Source organism: Pseudomonas sp. SDO5532_S415 (assembly GCF_054071155.1).
Window position 1 is genome coordinate 39837 of record NZ_JBSVWS010000007.1, and the last position, 15547, is coordinate 55383.

General features: G+C 58.9%; 15 protein-coding genes. 12 read left to right on the forward strand and 3 right to left on the reverse strand.

What is annotated here, in order from left to right; genetic code table 11:
- The first annotated feature begins 3 nt into the window (after window positions 1-3).
- The 4 genes from kdsA to ispD all read left to right on the forward strand — a co-directional run bounded on the left by kdsA (window position 4) and on the right by ispD (window position 3439).
- Window positions 4-849, forward strand: a complete 846-nt coding sequence (gene kdsA / locus ACW9HW_RS04275) for a 3-deoxy-8-phosphooctulonate synthase (RefSeq protein ID WP_008019782.1) — start codon at window positions 4-6, stop codon at window positions 847-849.
- A gap of 156 nt (window positions 850-1005) precedes the next feature.
- Window positions 1006-2295 (forward strand): phosphopyruvate hydratase, encoded by a 1290-nt coding sequence (gene eno, locus ACW9HW_RS04280; protein WP_095197077.1) that lies wholly within the window; start codon window positions 1006-1008, stop codon window positions 2293-2295.
- A gap of 161 nt (window positions 2296-2456) precedes the next feature.
- Window positions 2457-2735, forward strand: coding sequence for a cell division protein FtsB (gene ftsB, locus ACW9HW_RS04285; RefSeq protein ID WP_008057335.1), 279 nt, complete (start codon window positions 2457-2459; stop codon window positions 2733-2735).
- Window positions 2732-3439: a 2-C-methyl-D-erythritol 4-phosphate cytidylyltransferase gene (gene ispD, locus ACW9HW_RS04290; protein ID WP_457398571.1), complete on the forward strand. Its 708-nt coding sequence runs from the start codon at window positions 2732-2734 to the stop codon at window positions 3437-3439. The genes ftsB and ispD overlap by 4 nt, the downstream gene beginning before the upstream one ends.
- A gap of 136 nt (window positions 3440-3575) precedes the next feature.
- Here the strand turns inward: ispD and ACW9HW_RS04295 are convergent, their stop codons facing one another.
- Window positions 3576-4472, reverse strand: a complete 897-nt coding sequence (locus ACW9HW_RS04295; protein WP_095197075.1) for a LysR substrate-binding domain-containing protein — start codon at window positions 4470-4472, stop codon at window positions 3576-3578.
- A 107-nt stretch (window positions 4473-4579) separates the two neighbouring features.
- Between ACW9HW_RS04295 and ACW9HW_RS04300 the strand changes: the two genes are divergently transcribed.
- The 8 genes from ACW9HW_RS04300 to rpoS all read left to right on the forward strand — a co-directional run bounded on the left by ACW9HW_RS04300 (window position 4580) and on the right by rpoS (window position 11820).
- On the forward strand, window positions 4580-5692 hold the full coding sequence (locus ACW9HW_RS04300; protein WP_457398574.1) for an S-(hydroxymethyl)glutathione dehydrogenase/class III alcohol dehydrogenase: 1113 nt from the start codon (window positions 4580-4582) through the stop codon (window positions 5690-5692).
- A gap of 90 nt (window positions 5693-5782) precedes the next feature.
- Window positions 5783-6631, forward strand: a complete 849-nt coding sequence (gene fghA / locus ACW9HW_RS04305; RefSeq protein WP_170948757.1) for an S-formylglutathione hydrolase — start codon at window positions 5783-5785, stop codon at window positions 6629-6631.
- A gap of 65 nt (window positions 6632-6696) precedes the next feature.
- A complete protein-coding gene (gene ispF, locus ACW9HW_RS04310) occupies window positions 6697-7170 on the forward strand; it encodes a 2-C-methyl-D-erythritol 2,4-cyclodiphosphate synthase (protein WP_007907189.1) in 474 nt (157 codons plus the stop codon).
- Window positions 7167-8225 carry a tRNA pseudouridine(13) synthase TruD gene (gene truD / locus ACW9HW_RS04315; RefSeq protein ID WP_457398577.1) on the forward strand — a complete coding sequence of 353 codons (1059 nt, stop codon included), beginning with the start codon at window positions 7167-7169 and terminating at the stop codon, window positions 8223-8225. Before ispF ends, truD begins: the two co-directional genes overlap by 4 nt.
- On the forward strand, window positions 8213-8962 hold the full coding sequence (gene surE / locus ACW9HW_RS04320) for a 5'/3'-nucleotidase SurE (RefSeq protein WP_095197071.1): 750 nt from the start codon (window positions 8213-8215) through the stop codon (window positions 8960-8962). The genes truD and surE overlap by 13 nt, the downstream gene beginning before the upstream one ends.
- Before the next feature lie 41 nt (window positions 8963-9003).
- Window positions 9004-9639 (forward strand): protein-L-isoaspartate(D-aspartate) O-methyltransferase, encoded by a 636-nt coding sequence (locus ACW9HW_RS04325; RefSeq protein WP_170948756.1) that lies wholly within the window; start codon window positions 9004-9006, stop codon window positions 9637-9639.
- Between the two features lie 211 nt (window positions 9640-9850).
- The gene (locus tag ACW9HW_RS04330; RefSeq protein WP_095197069.1) at window positions 9851-10708 is read left to right on the forward strand and encodes a peptidoglycan DD-metalloendopeptidase family protein; all 858 of its coding nucleotides are present in this window, start codon (window positions 9851-9853) and stop codon (window positions 10706-10708) included.
- A 104-nt stretch (window positions 10709-10812) separates the two neighbouring features.
- Window positions 10813-11820 carry an RNA polymerase sigma factor RpoS gene (gene rpoS, locus ACW9HW_RS04335; RefSeq protein ID WP_095197068.1) on the forward strand — a complete coding sequence of 336 codons (1008 nt, stop codon included), beginning with the start codon at window positions 10813-10815 and terminating at the stop codon, window positions 11818-11820.
- A gap of 486 nt (window positions 11821-12306) precedes the next feature.
- On the opposite strand, the gene fdxA is transcribed toward rpoS, so the two are convergent.
- Window positions 12307-12630 (reverse strand): ferredoxin FdxA, encoded by a 324-nt coding sequence (gene fdxA, locus ACW9HW_RS04340; protein WP_095197066.1) that lies wholly within the window; start codon window positions 12628-12630, stop codon window positions 12307-12309.
- A 142-nt stretch (window positions 12631-12772) separates the two neighbouring features.
- Window positions 12773-15340: a DNA mismatch repair protein MutS gene (gene mutS / locus ACW9HW_RS04345; protein WP_457398663.1), complete on the reverse strand. Its 2568-nt coding sequence runs from the start codon at window positions 15338-15340 to the stop codon at window positions 12773-12775.
- Window positions 15341-15547: the final 207 nt, after the last annotated feature.

Genomic DNA, 15547 nt, shown 5'->3' on the forward strand with positions numbered 1-15547 from the left:
CTTATGGCGCAGAAGATCATCCGTGTAGGCGATATCGAGATTGCCAACGACAAGCCAATGGTGCTGTTCGGTGGCATGAACGTGCTGGAAAGCCGCGACATGGCGATGCAGGTCTGCGAAGAGTACGTGAAGGTTACCCAGAAACTGGGTATCCCTTACGTGTTCAAGGCCAGTTTCGACAAGGCCAACCGCTCCTCCGTGACCTCTTACCGAGGCCCTGGCCTGGAAGAGGGCATGCGGATTTTCCAGGACATCAAGCAAGCTTTCGGCGTGCCGATCATCACCGACGTTCACGAGCCTGACCAGGCTGCGGTCGTCGCTGAAGTCTGCGACATCATTCAGCTGCCGGCCTTCCTGTCGCGCCAGACCGACCTGGTGGTCGCGATGGCAAAGACCGGTGCGGTGATCAACATCAAGAAAGCCCAGTTCCTCGCGCCTCAGGAAATGAAACACATCCTGAACAAGTGTGTGGAAGCGGGTAACGATCAGTTGATCCTCTGCGAGCGTGGTTCGAGCTTCGGCTATAACAACCTGGTCGTCGACATGCTCGGTTTCGGGATCATGAAGCAGTTCGAATACCCGGTGTTCTTCGACGTGACCCACGCCCTGCAAATGCCGGGCGGTCGCGCTGATTCCGCTGGCGGTCGTCGCGCCCAGGTCCTCGATCTGGCGAAAGCCGGCATGAGCCAGTCCCTGGCCGGCCTGTTCCTCGAGGCCCATCCGGACCCGGACAACGCCAAATGCGACGGCCCTTGCGCCTTGCGTCTGGACAAACTGGAGCCATTCCTGGCCCAGCTCAAAGCTCTGGACGAACTGGTGAAGAGTTTTCCGACGGTAGAAACCGCGTAATCCTCATTTCTCCGGTAAAGTACCGCACGATTAAACGCTCAGGCCCTCGGGCTTGAGCCTTATCGTCCGCAAGTCTGCCCGCTGCAACTCACTTGCCGGCGATACAAGATTTCCTCTAGCTGCGTCGTTTTCGTCAACTTTGGAGTGTTTACAACAATGGCTAAAATCGTCGACATCAAAGGTCGTGAAGTTCTCGACTCCCGTGGCAATCCCACCGTGGAAGCGGACGTGCTTCTCGATAACGGCATCATCGGCAGTGCCTGCGCGCCGTCCGGTGCTTCCACTGGCTCGCGTGAAGCGCTCGAGCTGCGTGATGGCGACAAGAGCCGTTACCTGGGCAAGGGTGTACTCAAAGCCGTTGCCAACATCAACGGTCCGATCCGCGACCTGTTGAAAGGTACAGATCCAAGCGACCAGAAAGCGCTCGATCTGGCGATGATCAAGCTGGACGGTACTGAAAACAAAGGTTCCCTGGGCGCCAACGCCATCCTCGCCGTTTCCCTGGCCGCGGCCAAGGCAGCAGCACAGGACCAGGACCTGCCGCTGTACGCGCACATCGCCAACTTGAACGGTACCCCGGGTGTTTACTCGATGCCGGTTCCGATGATGAACATCATCAACGGTGGCGAGCACGCCGATAACAACGTCGACATCCAGGAGTTCATGGTTCAGCCGGTTGGCGCCAAGTCTTTCTCGGAAGGCCTGCGCATGGGCACCGAGATTTTCCATCACCTCAAAGCCGTACTGAAGGCCCGTGGCCTGAGCACTGCCGTGGGGGACGAAGGCGGTTTCGCGCCAAACCTGGCGTCCAACGAAGATGCACTGAAAGTGATCTCCGAAGCCGTGGCCAACGCCGGTTACAAGCTGGGCACCGACGTGACCCTGGCCCTGGACTGCGCAGCCAGCGAATTCTACGAAGACGGCAAGTACAACCTGTCCGGCGAAGGTCAGGTGTTCACCGCTGAAGGTTTCGCCGATTACCTCAAGGGCCTGACCGAGCGTTACCCGATCATCTCCATCGAAGATGGTCTGGACGAATCCGACTGGGCTGGCTGGAAAATCCTCACCGACAAGATCGGCGAGAAGACCCAACTGGTAGGCGACGACCTGTTCGTAACCAACACCAAGATCCTGAAAGAAGGCATCGACAAAAAGATCGCCAACTCGATCCTGATCAAGTTCAACCAGATCGGCACCCTGACCGAAACCCTGGAAGCCATCCAGATGGCCAAGGCCGCCGGTTACACCGCCGTGATCTCGCACCGCTCCGGCGAAACCGAAGATTCGACCATTGCCGACCTGGCTGTGGGCACCTCGGCTGGCCAGATCAAGACCGGTTCGCTGTGCCGCTCCGACCGCGTTTCCAAGTACAACCAACTGCTGCGTATCGAAGAGCAGTTGAACGGCAAAGCCAAGTACAACGGCCGTGGTGAATTCCGCGGCTAATGGAAAAAGACACCGGATTGTGTCGGAAAAATCGCAGCAGCGACGTTTTTGCCACTAATCTGATGCCTTATCAGCACAAGCCTGGTTCTTCCAGGCTTCGTGCTATCAGTAGCTTCATGTTTTGGTATGGCTGTCTTTTTTCACTGGATACCTGATATTCGATGCGCAGTCCCAATTGGTTGTTCCTCGTCTTGCTCCTGCTGCTGGCTGGCCTGCAGTACCGCCTGTGGGTGGGCAATGGCAGTCTGGCGCAAGTGGCCGAGCTGACTCAGCAGATCGCGGATCAGCAGGCTGAGAACCAGACATTGCTGGAGCGCAATCGGGTGATGGACGCTGAAGTCAGTGAGTTGAAAAAGGGCATGGAGACCGTTGAAGAGCGGGCTCGCCATGAGTTGGGCATGGTCAAGGACGGTGAAACCCTTTACCAGTTGGCCCAATGAACCTCGATCTGCCGGCCTTCTGGGCCGTGATTCCTGCCGCGGGCATCGGAGCCCGAATGGCCGCGGACCGTCCCAAGCAGTACTTGCAACTGGGCGGGCGCACTATTCTCGAACACAGCCTTGGCTGTTTCCTTGATCATCCTTGCCTCAAGGGCGTGGTGGTCAGTCTTGCTGTTGATGATCCTTACTGGCCGAACCTGGCCTGTGCCAGCGATCCACGGATTACCCGGGTCGACGGCGGTGCCGAGCGTTCCGGGTCGGTACTCAACGCATTGCTGCATCTGCATGCACAAGGTGCCGGCGATGAAGATTGGGTATTGGTACACGATGCCGCGCGACCGAACCTCGGTCGCGACGATCTGGATAATTTGCTGGCTGAACTGGCGGACGATCCGGTGGGCGGGCTGCTGGCGGTCCCTGCACGGGATACGCTCAAACGGGTCGACAAACGCGGTCGTGTCGTCGAAACCGTCGACCGCAGTGTGATCTGGCAAGCCTATACGCCACAGATGTTTCGCCTCGGCGCCTTGCATCGGGCACTGGCGGACAGTCTGGTGGCGGATGCAGTCATTACTGATGAAGCATCGGCCATGGAATGGGCGGGTATGGCTCCACGCTTGATTGAAGGTCGAGCAGACAACCTAAAGGTCACTCGCCCAGAAGATCTTGAATGGTTGCGTCAGCGTTGGACTAATCGCCGCTAACTGCAGTGGTGTCTGTCAGATTGCATTCGCGAGCAGGCTCGCTTCCACATTCGACCGCAGTCCAATGTGGGAGCGAGCCCGCTCGCGAAGGCGCTGGACCAGACAGCCGACATTTTGCGAATACACCGGCAAACTTCTAACACCGGTACTCCGGCCGCTCAGCCAACCCCTCCTTCAGATAATCCACCAGTTTGCGCACCTTCGGCGACAAATGCCGTTGCTGTGGATACAGCGCCCAAACGGCCGTATTCGGCGGTTGATGCGCTTCGAGCAGCGAAATCAGCGCGCCGCTTTTCAGATGTTCCAGCACGTAATAGTCCGGCAATTGGCATAGCCCGACACCCTGCAGCGCTGCGTCCAGCACCGCTTGCCCGCTGTTGCAGCGCCAGTTTCCCTGGACCCGTTGCGAAAATTCCCGCCCGTTCTGTTCCAGTTGCCACAGATCCGAACTGCCGATAAGGCAGTTATGACGGCTCAATTCCGACAAGCTGTGTGGGCGCCCATAACGTTCCAAGTAGGACGGTGATGCGCACAGGAACATGCGTCGGGGTGCCAGGCGGGTAGCAACCAGTCGCGAATCCTGCAAACGCCCCAGACGGATCGCCAGGTCAAGGCCTTCATGCACCAGGTCGAGTTGGCGATTGCTCAGTTCAATGTCGATCCGCAGTTGTGGATAAAGCCCCATGAAACGCGTCACCAGTGGCACGATGAAGCGTTCGCCATAGGCAACGGCACAGGTCATGCGCAGCATGCCCTTGGGTTCGCTGGTCAGGTCGCCCACTGCTCGTAGCGCTTCTTCGCGGCCATCCTGCAAGCGTTGGCAATGTTGCAGGAAAGTTTGCCCGGCCTCGGTCAGGGTGACCCGGCGGGTACTGCGATAAAGCAGGCGGGTTTGCAGGCGCTCTTCGAGGCGTACAATTTGTCGACTGATGTGCGAGGAAGAAACCCCCAGGCGCTCGGCTGCCGCCGTGAACTGACTGCATTCGGCGACGGCCACGAATTCGTCGATACCTTCCCAGCGGTTTTCCGACATCTAGGATTATCCCTGTGTAGCAATAATGTTTTGCTTTTGTCCGGATTATTCACCGTAAGGGGCTGTATTACACTCCTTGTCTCGATTTTATTCACTGGAGAATTACCATGATCAAGTCACGCGCCGCCGTTGCCTTCGAGGCCAAGAAACCTCTGGAGATCGTTGAAGTCGATGTCGCCATGCCCAAGGCCGGTGAAGTGTTGCTGCGCGTGGTGGCCTCCGGTGTCTGCCATACCGATGCCTACACCCTGTCCGGCGCTGACCCGGAAGGCATCTTCCCGTCGATCCTCGGTCACGAAGGTGGTGCGATTGTCGAGGCGATCGGCGAGGGTGTGACGTCCGTCGCGGTGGGCGACCACGTGATTCCGCTGTATACCCCGGAATGCCGTCAGTGCAAATTCTGCCTGTCGGGCAAAACCAACCTGTGCCAGGCCATTCGCGCGACCCAAGGCAAGGGTTTGATGCCGGACGGCACTTCGCGTTTTTCCTACAAGGGCGAAACGATTTTCCACTACATGGGTACTTCGACATTCTCCGAGTACACCGTGCTGCCAGAAATTTCCGTGGCCAAAATTGCCAAGGAAGCACCACTGGAAAAAGTCTGTCTGCTGGGCTGCGGTGTCACCACCGGCATCGGTGCCGTACTCAACACTGCCAAGGTGAAACCCGGTGATACCGTGGCCATTTTCGGCCTCGGCGGTATCGGTCTGTCGGCAGTCATTGGCGCCGTCAAAGCCAAGGCTGCACGTATCATTGCGATCGACATTAACCCGGCCAAATTCGAGATTGCCAGGCAGCTGGGTGCAACCGATTGCGTAAACCCGAAAGACTTCGACCGTCCGATCCAGGAAGTCATCGTCGACATGACCGATGGCGGCGTCGACTTTTCCTTCGAGTGCATCGGCAACGTTCAGTTGATGCGTGCCGCGCTTGAGTGCTGCCACAAGGGTTGGGGCGAGTCGGTGATCATCGGAGTGGCCGGCGCCGGCCAGGAAATTTCTACCCGTCCGTTCCAGTTGGTCACCGGTCGCGTCTGGCGCGGTTCGGCGTTCGGTGGCGTGCGCGGCCGTACCGAGTTGCCAAGCTACGTGGAAATGGCTGAAACCGGCGAAATCCCGCTGGATACGTTCATCACCCACACCATGGGCCTGGAAGATATCAACAAGGCGTTCGACCTGATGCATGAAGGAAAGAGCATCCGATCCGTCATTCATTTCTAAGAGCAGCGACAAGCTGCAAGCTACAAGCCGCAAGAGCGTGCGCTTCTGCCTCCTCTTGCAGCTTGAAGCTTAAGGCTTGAAGCTGGGAGCATTCCCATGAGTTTGGAAAATATCTCCTGCCAGAAAAGCTTTGGCGGTTGGCACAAGCGTTATCGCCATCGCTCGGAAGTACTCGGCTGTGACATGGTGTTTGCGGTGTACCTGCCGCCGCAAGCGGAGCAGGGTGGCAAGCTGCCGGTGCTGTACTGGTTGTCCGGCCTGACCTGCACTGATGAAAACTTCATGCAGAAGGCCGGCGCGATGCGCATGGCCGCCGAACTGGGGCTGATCATCGTCGCGCCGGACACCAGTCCGCGCGGTGCCGATGTGCCGGGTGATCCGGACGGTGCCTGGGACTTCGGCCTCGGCGCCGGGTTTTACCTGAATGCCACTCAGGAACCCTGGTCGCGCCATTATCGGATGCATGACTATGTCGTGCAGGAATTGCCGGCATTGGTCGAAGCCCATTTCCCGGCATCGGACAAACGCGGCATCAGCGGCCATTCCATGGGAGGCCATGGTGCGTTGGTCTGTGCCTTGCGCAATCCGGGGCGTTATCTGTCGGTGTCGGCGTTCTCGCCGATCAACAATCCGATGGACTGCCCCTGGGGACAAAAAGCCTTTTCCCGGTATTTGGGCGAGGACCGCTCGAAGTGGCGTGAATGGGATGCCTGTGCGTTGATCGCCGAGGCGGACGAGAAGCTGCCGCTACTGGTCGATCAGGGAGATCGCGATGATTTCCTTGCCACCCAGCTCAAGCCTGAAGCCTTGCAGCAGGCGACCAAACAGGCGGGGCATCCACTGACGTTGCGCCTGCAGCCTGGCTATGACCACAGCTATTTCTTCATCGCCAGTTTCATCGAAGATCACTTGCGGCATCACGCGCATGCTTTGGTGTGAGACAGGACACTAGCTGACCAATAGCAGGTAGAATCACGCCCTGACAAAAATCGGGGCGTTTTTTTATGCGTATTGGCCACGGCTATGATGTGCACCGTTTCGCTGAAGGCGATTTCATTACTCTGGGCGGCGTGCGTATTGCACACGGCTTCGGGCTGCTCGCTCACTCCGACGGTGACGTCCTGCTGCACGCCTTGAGCGATGCCTTGCTCGGCGCTGCCGCGCTGGGTGATATCGGCAAGCACTTCCCGGACACCGACCCGCAATTCAAGGGCGCCGACAGCCGTGTGCTGTTGCGTCATGTCGTCGCACTGATCCACGCCAAGGGCTGGAAGGTCGGCAACGTCGATAACACCATCGTCGCCCAGGCGCCGAAAATGGCCCCGCATATCGAATCGATGCGTGCGCTGATTGCCGCGGATCTTCAAGTTGAGTTGGATCAAGTGAACGTAAAAGCTACCACCACCGAAAAGCTCGGCTTTGTCGGGCGCGAAGAAGGTATTGCCGTGCACTCCGTTGCCTTGTTGCTGCGCGCATGAACGAAGCGCAATTGCTCGGCCCGCGGGCCTATGGTGACGCCCTCGGCACTGCGGTATTGAAAGCCATTGCGGAAGATTTCCAGGTCGACGAAGTCCTGGATATTCCTTTGAGCGGCGACGGCGAACACCTGTGGGTCTGGGTGGAAAAACGTGGTCTGAATACCGAAGAAGCGGCACGGCGGATTGCCAAGGCCGCTGGCGTCCCGCTGCGCACCGTCAGTTATGCCGGGCTCAAGGATCGTCAGGCGCTGACACGTCAGTGGTTCAGCGTGCAGCTGCCGGGTAAGGCTGATCCGGACCTGTCGGCGGCAGAAAACGACACACTGAAAATCCTCAAGACCAGCCGGCACAAGCGCAAGCTGCAACGCGGTGCGCATTCAGCCAATGGCTTCACCTTGCGCCTGACGCAGTTCTGCGGCGACAAGGCGGCCATCGAAGAACGCCTGCAACTGATCGCCAAACAAGGCATCCCCAACTATTTCGGCGCCCAGCGCTTCGGGCATGACGGCGGCAACGTGGTCGACGCCCGTGCCTGGGCTGCGCGCAAGGCCTTGCCGGAGCAGCGCAACGTTCGTTCACGCCTGCTTTCGACCGCTCGCAGTTTTCTGTTCAATCAGGTACTGGCCGCACGTGTCGCCGATGGCAGCTGGCAACGCGCCCAGGTCGGTGATCTGCTGGCGTTCACCGATAGCCGCAGCTTCTTTTCGGCCGGCGAAGCCGAGTGCAGCGACCCGCGCCTGGCGATTCTCGATCTGCACCCGACGGGTCCGCAGTGGGGCGAAGGTGACTCGCCGGCCACGGGCGCTGTCCATGAGTTGGAGCAGGCAATCGCCGCGCGCGAAGCGGACCTTCGCGATTGGTTGATTAACGCCGGTATGAGCCACGAACGTCGCATCCTGCGGCTGCCCATTGCCGGGTTGACGTGGCATTATCCCGAGCCTGACATTCTGCAACTGGAATTCGTCCTGCCGGCCGGATGCTTCGCTACCGTATTGGTGCGCGAGCTTGTTGATCTGGTGCCGGTGGGGCAGACGGACAGCCCATGCGTATTCTGATTTCTAACGACGATGGGGTAACCGCACCCGGTCTCGCCGCGCTTTATGCTGCGCTGGCGGATTACACCGAATGCGTGGTTATCGCCCCGGACCAGGACAAAAGCGGCGCCAGCAGTTCGCTGACGCTCGACCGTCCGTTGCACCCGCAGACGCTGGCCAATGGCTTTATCAGCGTCAACGGCACCCCGACCGATTGTGTGCACCTGGGCCTCAACGGCCTGCTGGAACGCGAGGCGGACATGGTGGTTTCCGGGATCAACCTGGGCGCCAACCTGGGGGACGATGTCCTGTATTCCGGAACCGTGGCGGCGGCGCTTGAAGGACGCTTCCTGACGCGTCCCGCATTTGCCTTTTCGTTGGTCTCGCGGCAGGTCGATAACCTTCCCACGGCTGCTTACTTTGCGCGCAAACTGGTCGAGGCCCATGCGGATCTCGAACTGCCACCGCGTACGGTACTGAACGTGAACATTCCCAATTTGCCGCTGGAACACATCCGTGGGATCCAGTTGACTCGCCTGGGTCATCGCGCCCGCGCAGCCGCACCGATGAAAGTGGTCGATCCGCGTGGCAAGTCCGGATACTGGATTGCCGCCGCGGGGGACGCTGAAGACGGCGGCCCGGGGACCGATTTCCACGCGGTGATGCAGGGTTATGTTTCCATCACTCCACTGCAACTGGATCGCACCTTCAATGATGCCTTCAGAAGTCTCGATGGCTGGCTGGAGGGGCTGCGCTAATGTCTCGTGAACAAGACGATATGCTGCGTCGCGGCATCGGCATGACTTCGCAACGGACGCGCGAGCGCCTCATTCAGCGCTTATATGAAGAAGGGGTGTCCAACGCCAAGGTGCTGGAAGTCATCCGTCGTACACCACGTCACCTGTTCGTCGATGAAGCGCTGGCGCACCGTGCCTATGAGGACACGGCGCTGCCGATCGGACATAACCAGACCATCTCCCAGCCTTATATGGTGGCTCGCATGAGCGAGTTGCTGCTGGAGGCAGGGCCTCTGGATAAGGTGATGGAGATCGGGACAGGTTCGGGCTACCAGACCGCGGTCCTGTCGCAACTGGTTGAGCGAGTATTTTCCGTCGAGCGCATCAAGGTGTTGCAGGACCGGGCCAAGGAACGCCTGGTGGAGTTGAACCTGCGCAACGTGGTGTTTCGCTGGGGCGATGGTTGGGAGGGATGGCCGGCACTGGCACCGTACAACGGCATTATCGTGACGGCGGTCGCGACCGATGTACCTCAGGCGTTGCTCGATCAATTGGCACCCGGTGGGCGTCTGGTGATCCCGGTCGGGTCCGGTGAAGTACAACAATTGATGTTGATCATTCGCGAGGAACATGGGTTTTCCAGGCGTGTTCTGGGGTCGGTTCGTTTCGTCCCGCTGCTCAATGGGCCACTGGCCTGAGCATTTATTTCAACGCGCTGAATTCTCTTCGATGGCCTTTGTCTTACAGCGGCGTCGATTGGTTAAACGGGTTGTTTTGTCAGGCAGCAAACGTGTGCGCGATGCCATTTCGCTACATTAAGGGTAAAGAGTGCACGGCCCGTTATACTGGCGACATTTCATGCCGGAACGCGGTAAATCACATTTTCAGCCACCACAAAGGGAGCGGCGGGTGAGTCTCACAGTCATTGCGCAGCGTATGGGTAAAACGAGCTTTCAGCGCCTGGTGACTGGCCTTGTCATGAGCACCTTGCTGGTCGGTTGTTCCAGCAACAAATCCAGCGATGTTCGCGTCGTCGATCGCAACAATGCCGTCGCCCAGCGTCCGGCAGTGACGACGGGGCAGTACGTCGTGCGCCCCAAGGACACTTTGTTCTCGATCGCCTTTCGCTACGGTTGGGACTACAAGGCCCTCGCGGCACGCAACAACATTCCTGCGCCCTACACGATCCGTCCGGGCCAGACGATTCGCTTCGATGGCCGCAGTGGTTCAACGCCGACAGCGGTGGTCAGTTCGTCCAATTCCACGCCGTCGTCCTCAAGTAAAACCACGGTGTTCCGTCGCCCGGTCGACGGTGCCACTTCGACCACGCCGGTGGTTGTACCGTCCGTCGCCAACAAGCCGGCACCCGCTCCACTGCCTTCCCCGGGTCCGGCCCCGACCGGCTGGGGATGGCCATCTAATGGCATTTTGATTGGCAAATTCTCTTCAAACGGTAGTTTGAATAAAGGAATTGATATCGCCGGAGATTTGGGACAGCCTGTTTTAGCTGCGTCTGATGGGACGGTGGTATACGCCGGGAGTGGCTTAAGGGGCTACGGCGAATTAGTCATCATCAAACACAGTGAAACCTACGTCAGTGCCTACGGACATAACCGCAGGCTGTTGGTTCGGGAGGGGCAGCAGGTCAAGGTCGGACAGACAATTGCCGAAATGGGGTCAACGGGTACGGACCGGGTGAAACTGCATTTTGAGATTCGCCGCCAAGGTAAACCTGTAGATCCGCTGCAATTCCTGCCACGTCGTTGATTGCTACCAGCCTGTTCCGTCACGTAGAGGGGACAGGCTCCAGCGTTGCCAAGGATAAAGGCGCCGCTCGAGCTTGAGGTCGAACTCACCAAAGGACTATAACAATGGCTCTCAGTAAAGAAGTGCCGGAGTTTGACATCGACGATGAGGTTCTCCTGATGGAGACCGGCATCGATTCGGATTCGATGTCGAATGATGAAGGGGCGGCTCCACCTTCCGTTCGTGCCAAATCCAGACACTCCGCTTCGTTAAAGCAACACAAGTACATTGACTACACGCGGGCACTCGATGCCACGCAGCTGTACCTCAATGAAATCGGCTTTTCCCCTCTATTGTCCCCCGAAGAAGAAGTTCATTTTGCGCGCCTGTCGCAAAGTGGTGATCCGGCCGGGCGCAAACGCATGATTGAAAGTAACCTGCGACTGGTGGTGAAAATCGCCCGGCGTTACGTCAATCGTGGCTTGTCGCTGCTCGATCTGATCGAAGAGGGCAACCTCGGCTTGATCCGGGCGGTGGAGAAGTTCGACCCCGAGCGCGGATTCCGCTTTTCGACCTACGCAACCTGGTGGATTCGTCAGACCATCGAGCGCGCGATCATGAATCAGACCCGGACCATCCGGTTGCCGATCCATGTGGTCAAGGAGCTCAACGTGTACCTGCGGGCCGCGCGGGAGTTGACGCAAAAACTCGACCATGAACCCTCACCCGAAGAAATAGCCAACCTGCTGGAAAAACCGGTGGGAGAGGTCAAGCGCATGCTGGGCCTGAACGAGCGGGTTTCTTCGGTCGATGTCTCGCTAGGTCCGGATTCGGATAAAACCCTGCTGGACACCCTTACCGACGATCGCCCTACCGATCCATGCGAACTGTTGCAGGATGACGACCTGTCCCAGAGCATCGATCAGTGGCTCTCGGAGTTGACCGACAAGCAACGTGAGGTGGTTGTACGGCGCTTCGGTCTGCGCGGCCATGAGAGCAGTACCCTCGAAGACGTAGGCCTGGAAATCGGCCTGACCCGGGAACGGGTCAGACAGATTCAGGTTGAAGGCCTGAAGCGTCTTCGGGAGATCCTGGAGAAAAACGGTCTGTCGAGCGAGTCGTTGTTTCAGTAACAGGCTCGTGTAACACGCAACAAAAAGCCCCGACTTGTTCGGGGCTTTTTGTTGTCTGGAGGCCGGCTCACGCTCGCCTGTTTCATTACCTCGGGTTTGTTGTCTTGCGTTGTAAGTCTTCGCTTACTCTTTCGTAAGTGTTCGTTATTTTTACACAGTGGCAGTCCGCCATATTTCGCCTGCAGCGGTTTTATCTGACTGATTCATAGGCTTATTTTAGTTGGTTAACAGCATATGACAGCTAATTACAGCGTCCGGAGCCGATTGCTCTTGGCTACGAACCCTCTAGTATTCGGGTTGTGTCAACGGACAGACACGCCCTTCAAGGACGAGGGGAAAGGACATCGCAGGAAGCGATTCATCAGGACGATGAAAAGGAATACAGGGAATAGGGAAAAAATGTGGGCGGGTCAAACCGCCCCTTTTTTTTGCCCGTAGGAAAACAAAAAGGCCCTTGTGGGGCCTTTTTCGGGAACGCGTGGGTAATCAGCGTTCGAGGTGTTCGATCTTGCCAGGCTTGCCATCCCATTCTGCGGAATCAGGCAATGGATCCTTGCGCTCGGTGATGTTCGGCCAGACCTCGGCCAACTCCAGGTTCAGCGCAATGAAGTTTTCCATGCCGGCAGGGACTTCATCTTCGGAGAAGATAGCCACGGCAGGGCATTCAGGTTCGCACAATGCGCAGTCGATGCACTCATCCGGGTGAATCACCAGGAAGTTCGGGCCTTCGTAAAAGCAGTCCACCGGACAGACTTCTACGCAGTCGGTGTACTTGCACTTGATGCAGTTGTCGGTGACGACGAAGGTCATTTCTAATTTTCTCCTCAGGCGCGGCTTGCTGCGCCCCTTCACGTAGGGGTCGCAAGGTTCGGGAGCGATAGTCTGCAGGCCAGGCTAAAAGCCTGCAGCATCCCAAACCGCGCGAGATTCTAACAGCTTGCAAGCCTATGCGTTAGATCCGTGTCTTTAGTGTATAGAGCATTTCGAGCGCACGACGCGGCGTCATGTCGTCCAGATCCAGCTTGGCCAGTTCATCCAGTACCGGATGTGGCAGGCTGGCAAACATATCGCTTTGCTGCGGCACGACCGGTTTGCCTTTGACAGGTTTGGGCGCTTCATGGGGCAGGGCGGTGTCTTCCAGTCGGCTCAAATGCTCACGGGCGCGCACGATCACTTCACTTGGCACGCCGGCCAGTTGCGCCACCGCCAGGCCGTAGCTCTGGCTGGCAGGCCCCGGCAGTACATGGTGCAGGAACACGATACGCTCGTTGTGCTCGGTGGCATTGAGGTGCACGTTGGCCACCAGCGGTTGGGCTTCCGGCAGGACCGTCAGCTCGAAGTAGTGGGTGGCGAACAGGGTGTAGGCTCGCAAGTGCGCCAGTCGCTCCGCCGCCGCCCAAGCCAGGGACAAACCGTCGAAAGTACTGGTGCCGCGTCCGACCTCGTCCATCAGCACCAGGCTGCGCTCGGTGGCGTTGTGCAAGATGTTGGCTGTTTCGCTCATTTCGACCATGAAGGTCGAGCGCCCGCCTGCCAGGTCATCGCTGGAGCCGATCCGGGTGAAGATGCGGTCGACCAGGGACAATTCACAGCTGGCCGCCGGGACGAAGCTGCCGATATGCGCCAGTAGCACGATCAACGCGGTCTGACGCATGTAGGTGGATTTACCGCCCATGTTCGGACCGGTGATGACCAGCATGCGTGTGTTGTCATCGAGGCTCAGGTCGTTGGCCACGAACGGCGTGGTCAGTACTTGCTCAACCACGGGGTGGCGGCCCTGGCTGATACGCATGCACGGCTCGCTGACGAAGCGCGGGCAGTTCAAGTCGAGGTTCAGCGCGCGCTCGGCCAGGTTGCTGAGCACGTCCAGCTCGGCCAATGCCCCCGCGGTGTCCTGCAGCGGCGGCAGTTGTGCGATCAGGTCTTCGAGCAGCGCTTCGTAAAGCATCTTCTCCCGGGCCAGGGCGCGGCTCTTGGCCGACAGCGCCTTGTCTTCGAAGGCCTTGAGTTCCGGCGTGATAAAACGCTCGGCGCCCTTGAGGGTCTGACGGCGGATGTAATCGGCGGGCGCTGATTCGGCTTGCTTGCTCGGCAACTCGATGAAGTAGCCGTGGATGCGGTTGTAGCCGACCTTCAGGTGTGACAGACCGGTGCGGGCCTTTTCCCGGGCTTCGAGGTCGATCAGGAACTGCCCGGCGTTTTCGCTGAGCGACTGCAACTCGTCGAGTTCGCTGTCGTAACCGGTCTTCAACACGCCGCCGTCGCGGATGACCGCCGGCGGGTTGTCGATGATGGCTTTTTCCAGCAGCGCAGCCAGTTCCGGGTAGGTGCTGGTGGTGGTCGCCAGTTGTTGCAGGTGCGGGGCTTCAAGCTCGGTCATCGCCACTTGCAGCTCAGGCAGGGCACCGAGGGCATCGCGAAGGCGGGCGAGATCCCGAGGGCGGGCGTTGCGCAGGCCGATCCGGGCGAGAATCCGCTCGATGTCGCCGATTTCCTTGAGTTGCGGTTGCAGCTTTTCGAAACGGTAGGCGTCGAGCAGGCAGGTGATCGACGTCTGGCGGGCCAGCAAAACCGTCAGGTCACGCAGAGGGCGGTTCAGCCAGCGTGTCAGCAATCGGCTGCCCATGGCGGTCTGGCAACGGTCGACCACCGATTGCAGGGTGTTGTCACGACCCCCGGCCAGGTTGGTATCCAGCTCCAGGTTGCGACGGCTCGCGCCGTCCAGCACCACGGTGTCGTCCAGGCGTTCATGGCGCAGGCTGCGCAAGTGCGGCAGGGCGGTGCGCTGGGTTTCTTTCGCGTAGGCCAGCAGGCAACCGGCGGCGCCGATGGCCAGGGTCAGGTTCTCGCAACCGAAACCTTTCAGGTCCTGGGTGGAAAATTGCTGGCACAGACTTTTCAGCGCCGAATCACGTTCGAAATCCCACGGCGCACGGCGACGGATCCCACGACGCTTCTCCGCCGGCAGATCCTTCGGCCAGTCATCCGGGATCAGCAATTCCACCGGATTGACCCGCTCCAGTTCCGCCAGCAGGTTTTCCCAGCCCTTGATTTCCAGCACGCTGAAGTTGCCGCTGGTGATGTCCAGCACCGCCAGGCCGAACAGGCGCTCATCACCCAGCACGGCTGCGATCAGGTTGTCGCGACGCTCATCCAGCAGCGCCTCGTCACTCACCGTTCCCGGCGTGATGATCCGCACCACCTGACGCTCCACCGGCCCTTTACTGGTCGCCGGATCGCCAACCTGCTCACAGATCACCACCGATTCGCCGAGCTTCACCAGTTTCGCCAGATAACCTTCGGCGGCGTGGTAAGGAATCCCGCACATCGGAATCGCCTGACCGGCCGATTGCCCACGGGCGGTCAGGGTAATGTCCAGCAACTTGGCGGCCTTCTTCGCGTCCTCATAGAAGATCTCGTAGAAGTCGCCCATGCGATAGAACATCAACTGATCTGGGTGCTGGTTCTTCAGGCGCCAGTACTGCTGCATCATTGGCGTGTGGGAGGACAGGTCGGAAATTGCTTTATTCATCAGTGGTTTGGCGCGATTCGGTCAGAGGTGTGGGGCAAAATTGGGGCGTTTTGCCTTGAATAATGGCTGAGAGCGAGGGCGTCGACCTAGTGGCACGCCGAGGTGACGCAGAGCTTATCACGGTAGCTGTCCTGGGACCCTCATCAGGGTTGTTAGCCACTATCTATATAAGCCCAAACGCGGCATGATTGAAGC

Bases quoted from the DNA above. Each gene is read 5' to 3' on its own strand.
- kdsA (WP_008019782.1), top strand. From the start codon at position 4: ATGGCGCAGAAGATCATCCGTGTAGGCGATATCGAGATTGCCAACGAC.
- eno (WP_095197077.1), top strand. From the start codon at position 1,006: ATGGCTAAAATCGTCGACATCAAAGGTCGTGAAGTTCTCGACTCCCGT.
- ftsB (WP_008057335.1), top strand. From the start codon at position 2,457: ATGCGCAGTCCCAATTGGTTGTTCCTCGTCTTGCTCCTGCTGCTGGCT.
- ispD (WP_457398571.1), top strand. From the start codon at position 2,732: ATGAACCTCGATCTGCCGGCCTTCTGGGCCGTGATTCCTGCCGCGGGC.
- ACW9HW_RS04295 (WP_095197075.1), bottom strand. From the start codon at position 4,472: ATGTCGGAAAACCGCTGGGAAGGTATCGACGAATTCGTGGCCGTCGCC.
- ACW9HW_RS04300 (WP_457398574.1), top strand. From the start codon at position 4,580: ATGATCAAGTCACGCGCCGCCGTTGCCTTCGAGGCCAAGAAACCTCTG.
- ispF (WP_007907189.1), top strand. From the start codon at position 6,697: ATGCGTATTGGCCACGGCTATGATGTGCACCGTTTCGCTGAAGGCGAT.
- truD (WP_457398577.1), top strand. From the start codon at position 7,167: ATGAACGAAGCGCAATTGCTCGGCCCGCGGGCCTATGGTGACGCCCTC.
- surE (WP_095197071.1), top strand. From the start codon at position 8,213: ATGCGTATTCTGATTTCTAACGACGATGGGGTAACCGCACCCGGTCTC.
- ACW9HW_RS04325 (WP_170948756.1), top strand. From the start codon at position 9,004: ATGACTTCGCAACGGACGCGCGAGCGCCTCATTCAGCGCTTATATGAA.
- rpoS (WP_095197068.1), top strand. From the start codon at position 10,813: ATGGCTCTCAGTAAAGAAGTGCCGGAGTTTGACATCGACGATGAGGTT.
- fdxA (WP_095197066.1), bottom strand. From the start codon at position 12,630: ATGACCTTCGTCGTCACCGACAACTGCATCAAGTGCAAGTACACCGAC.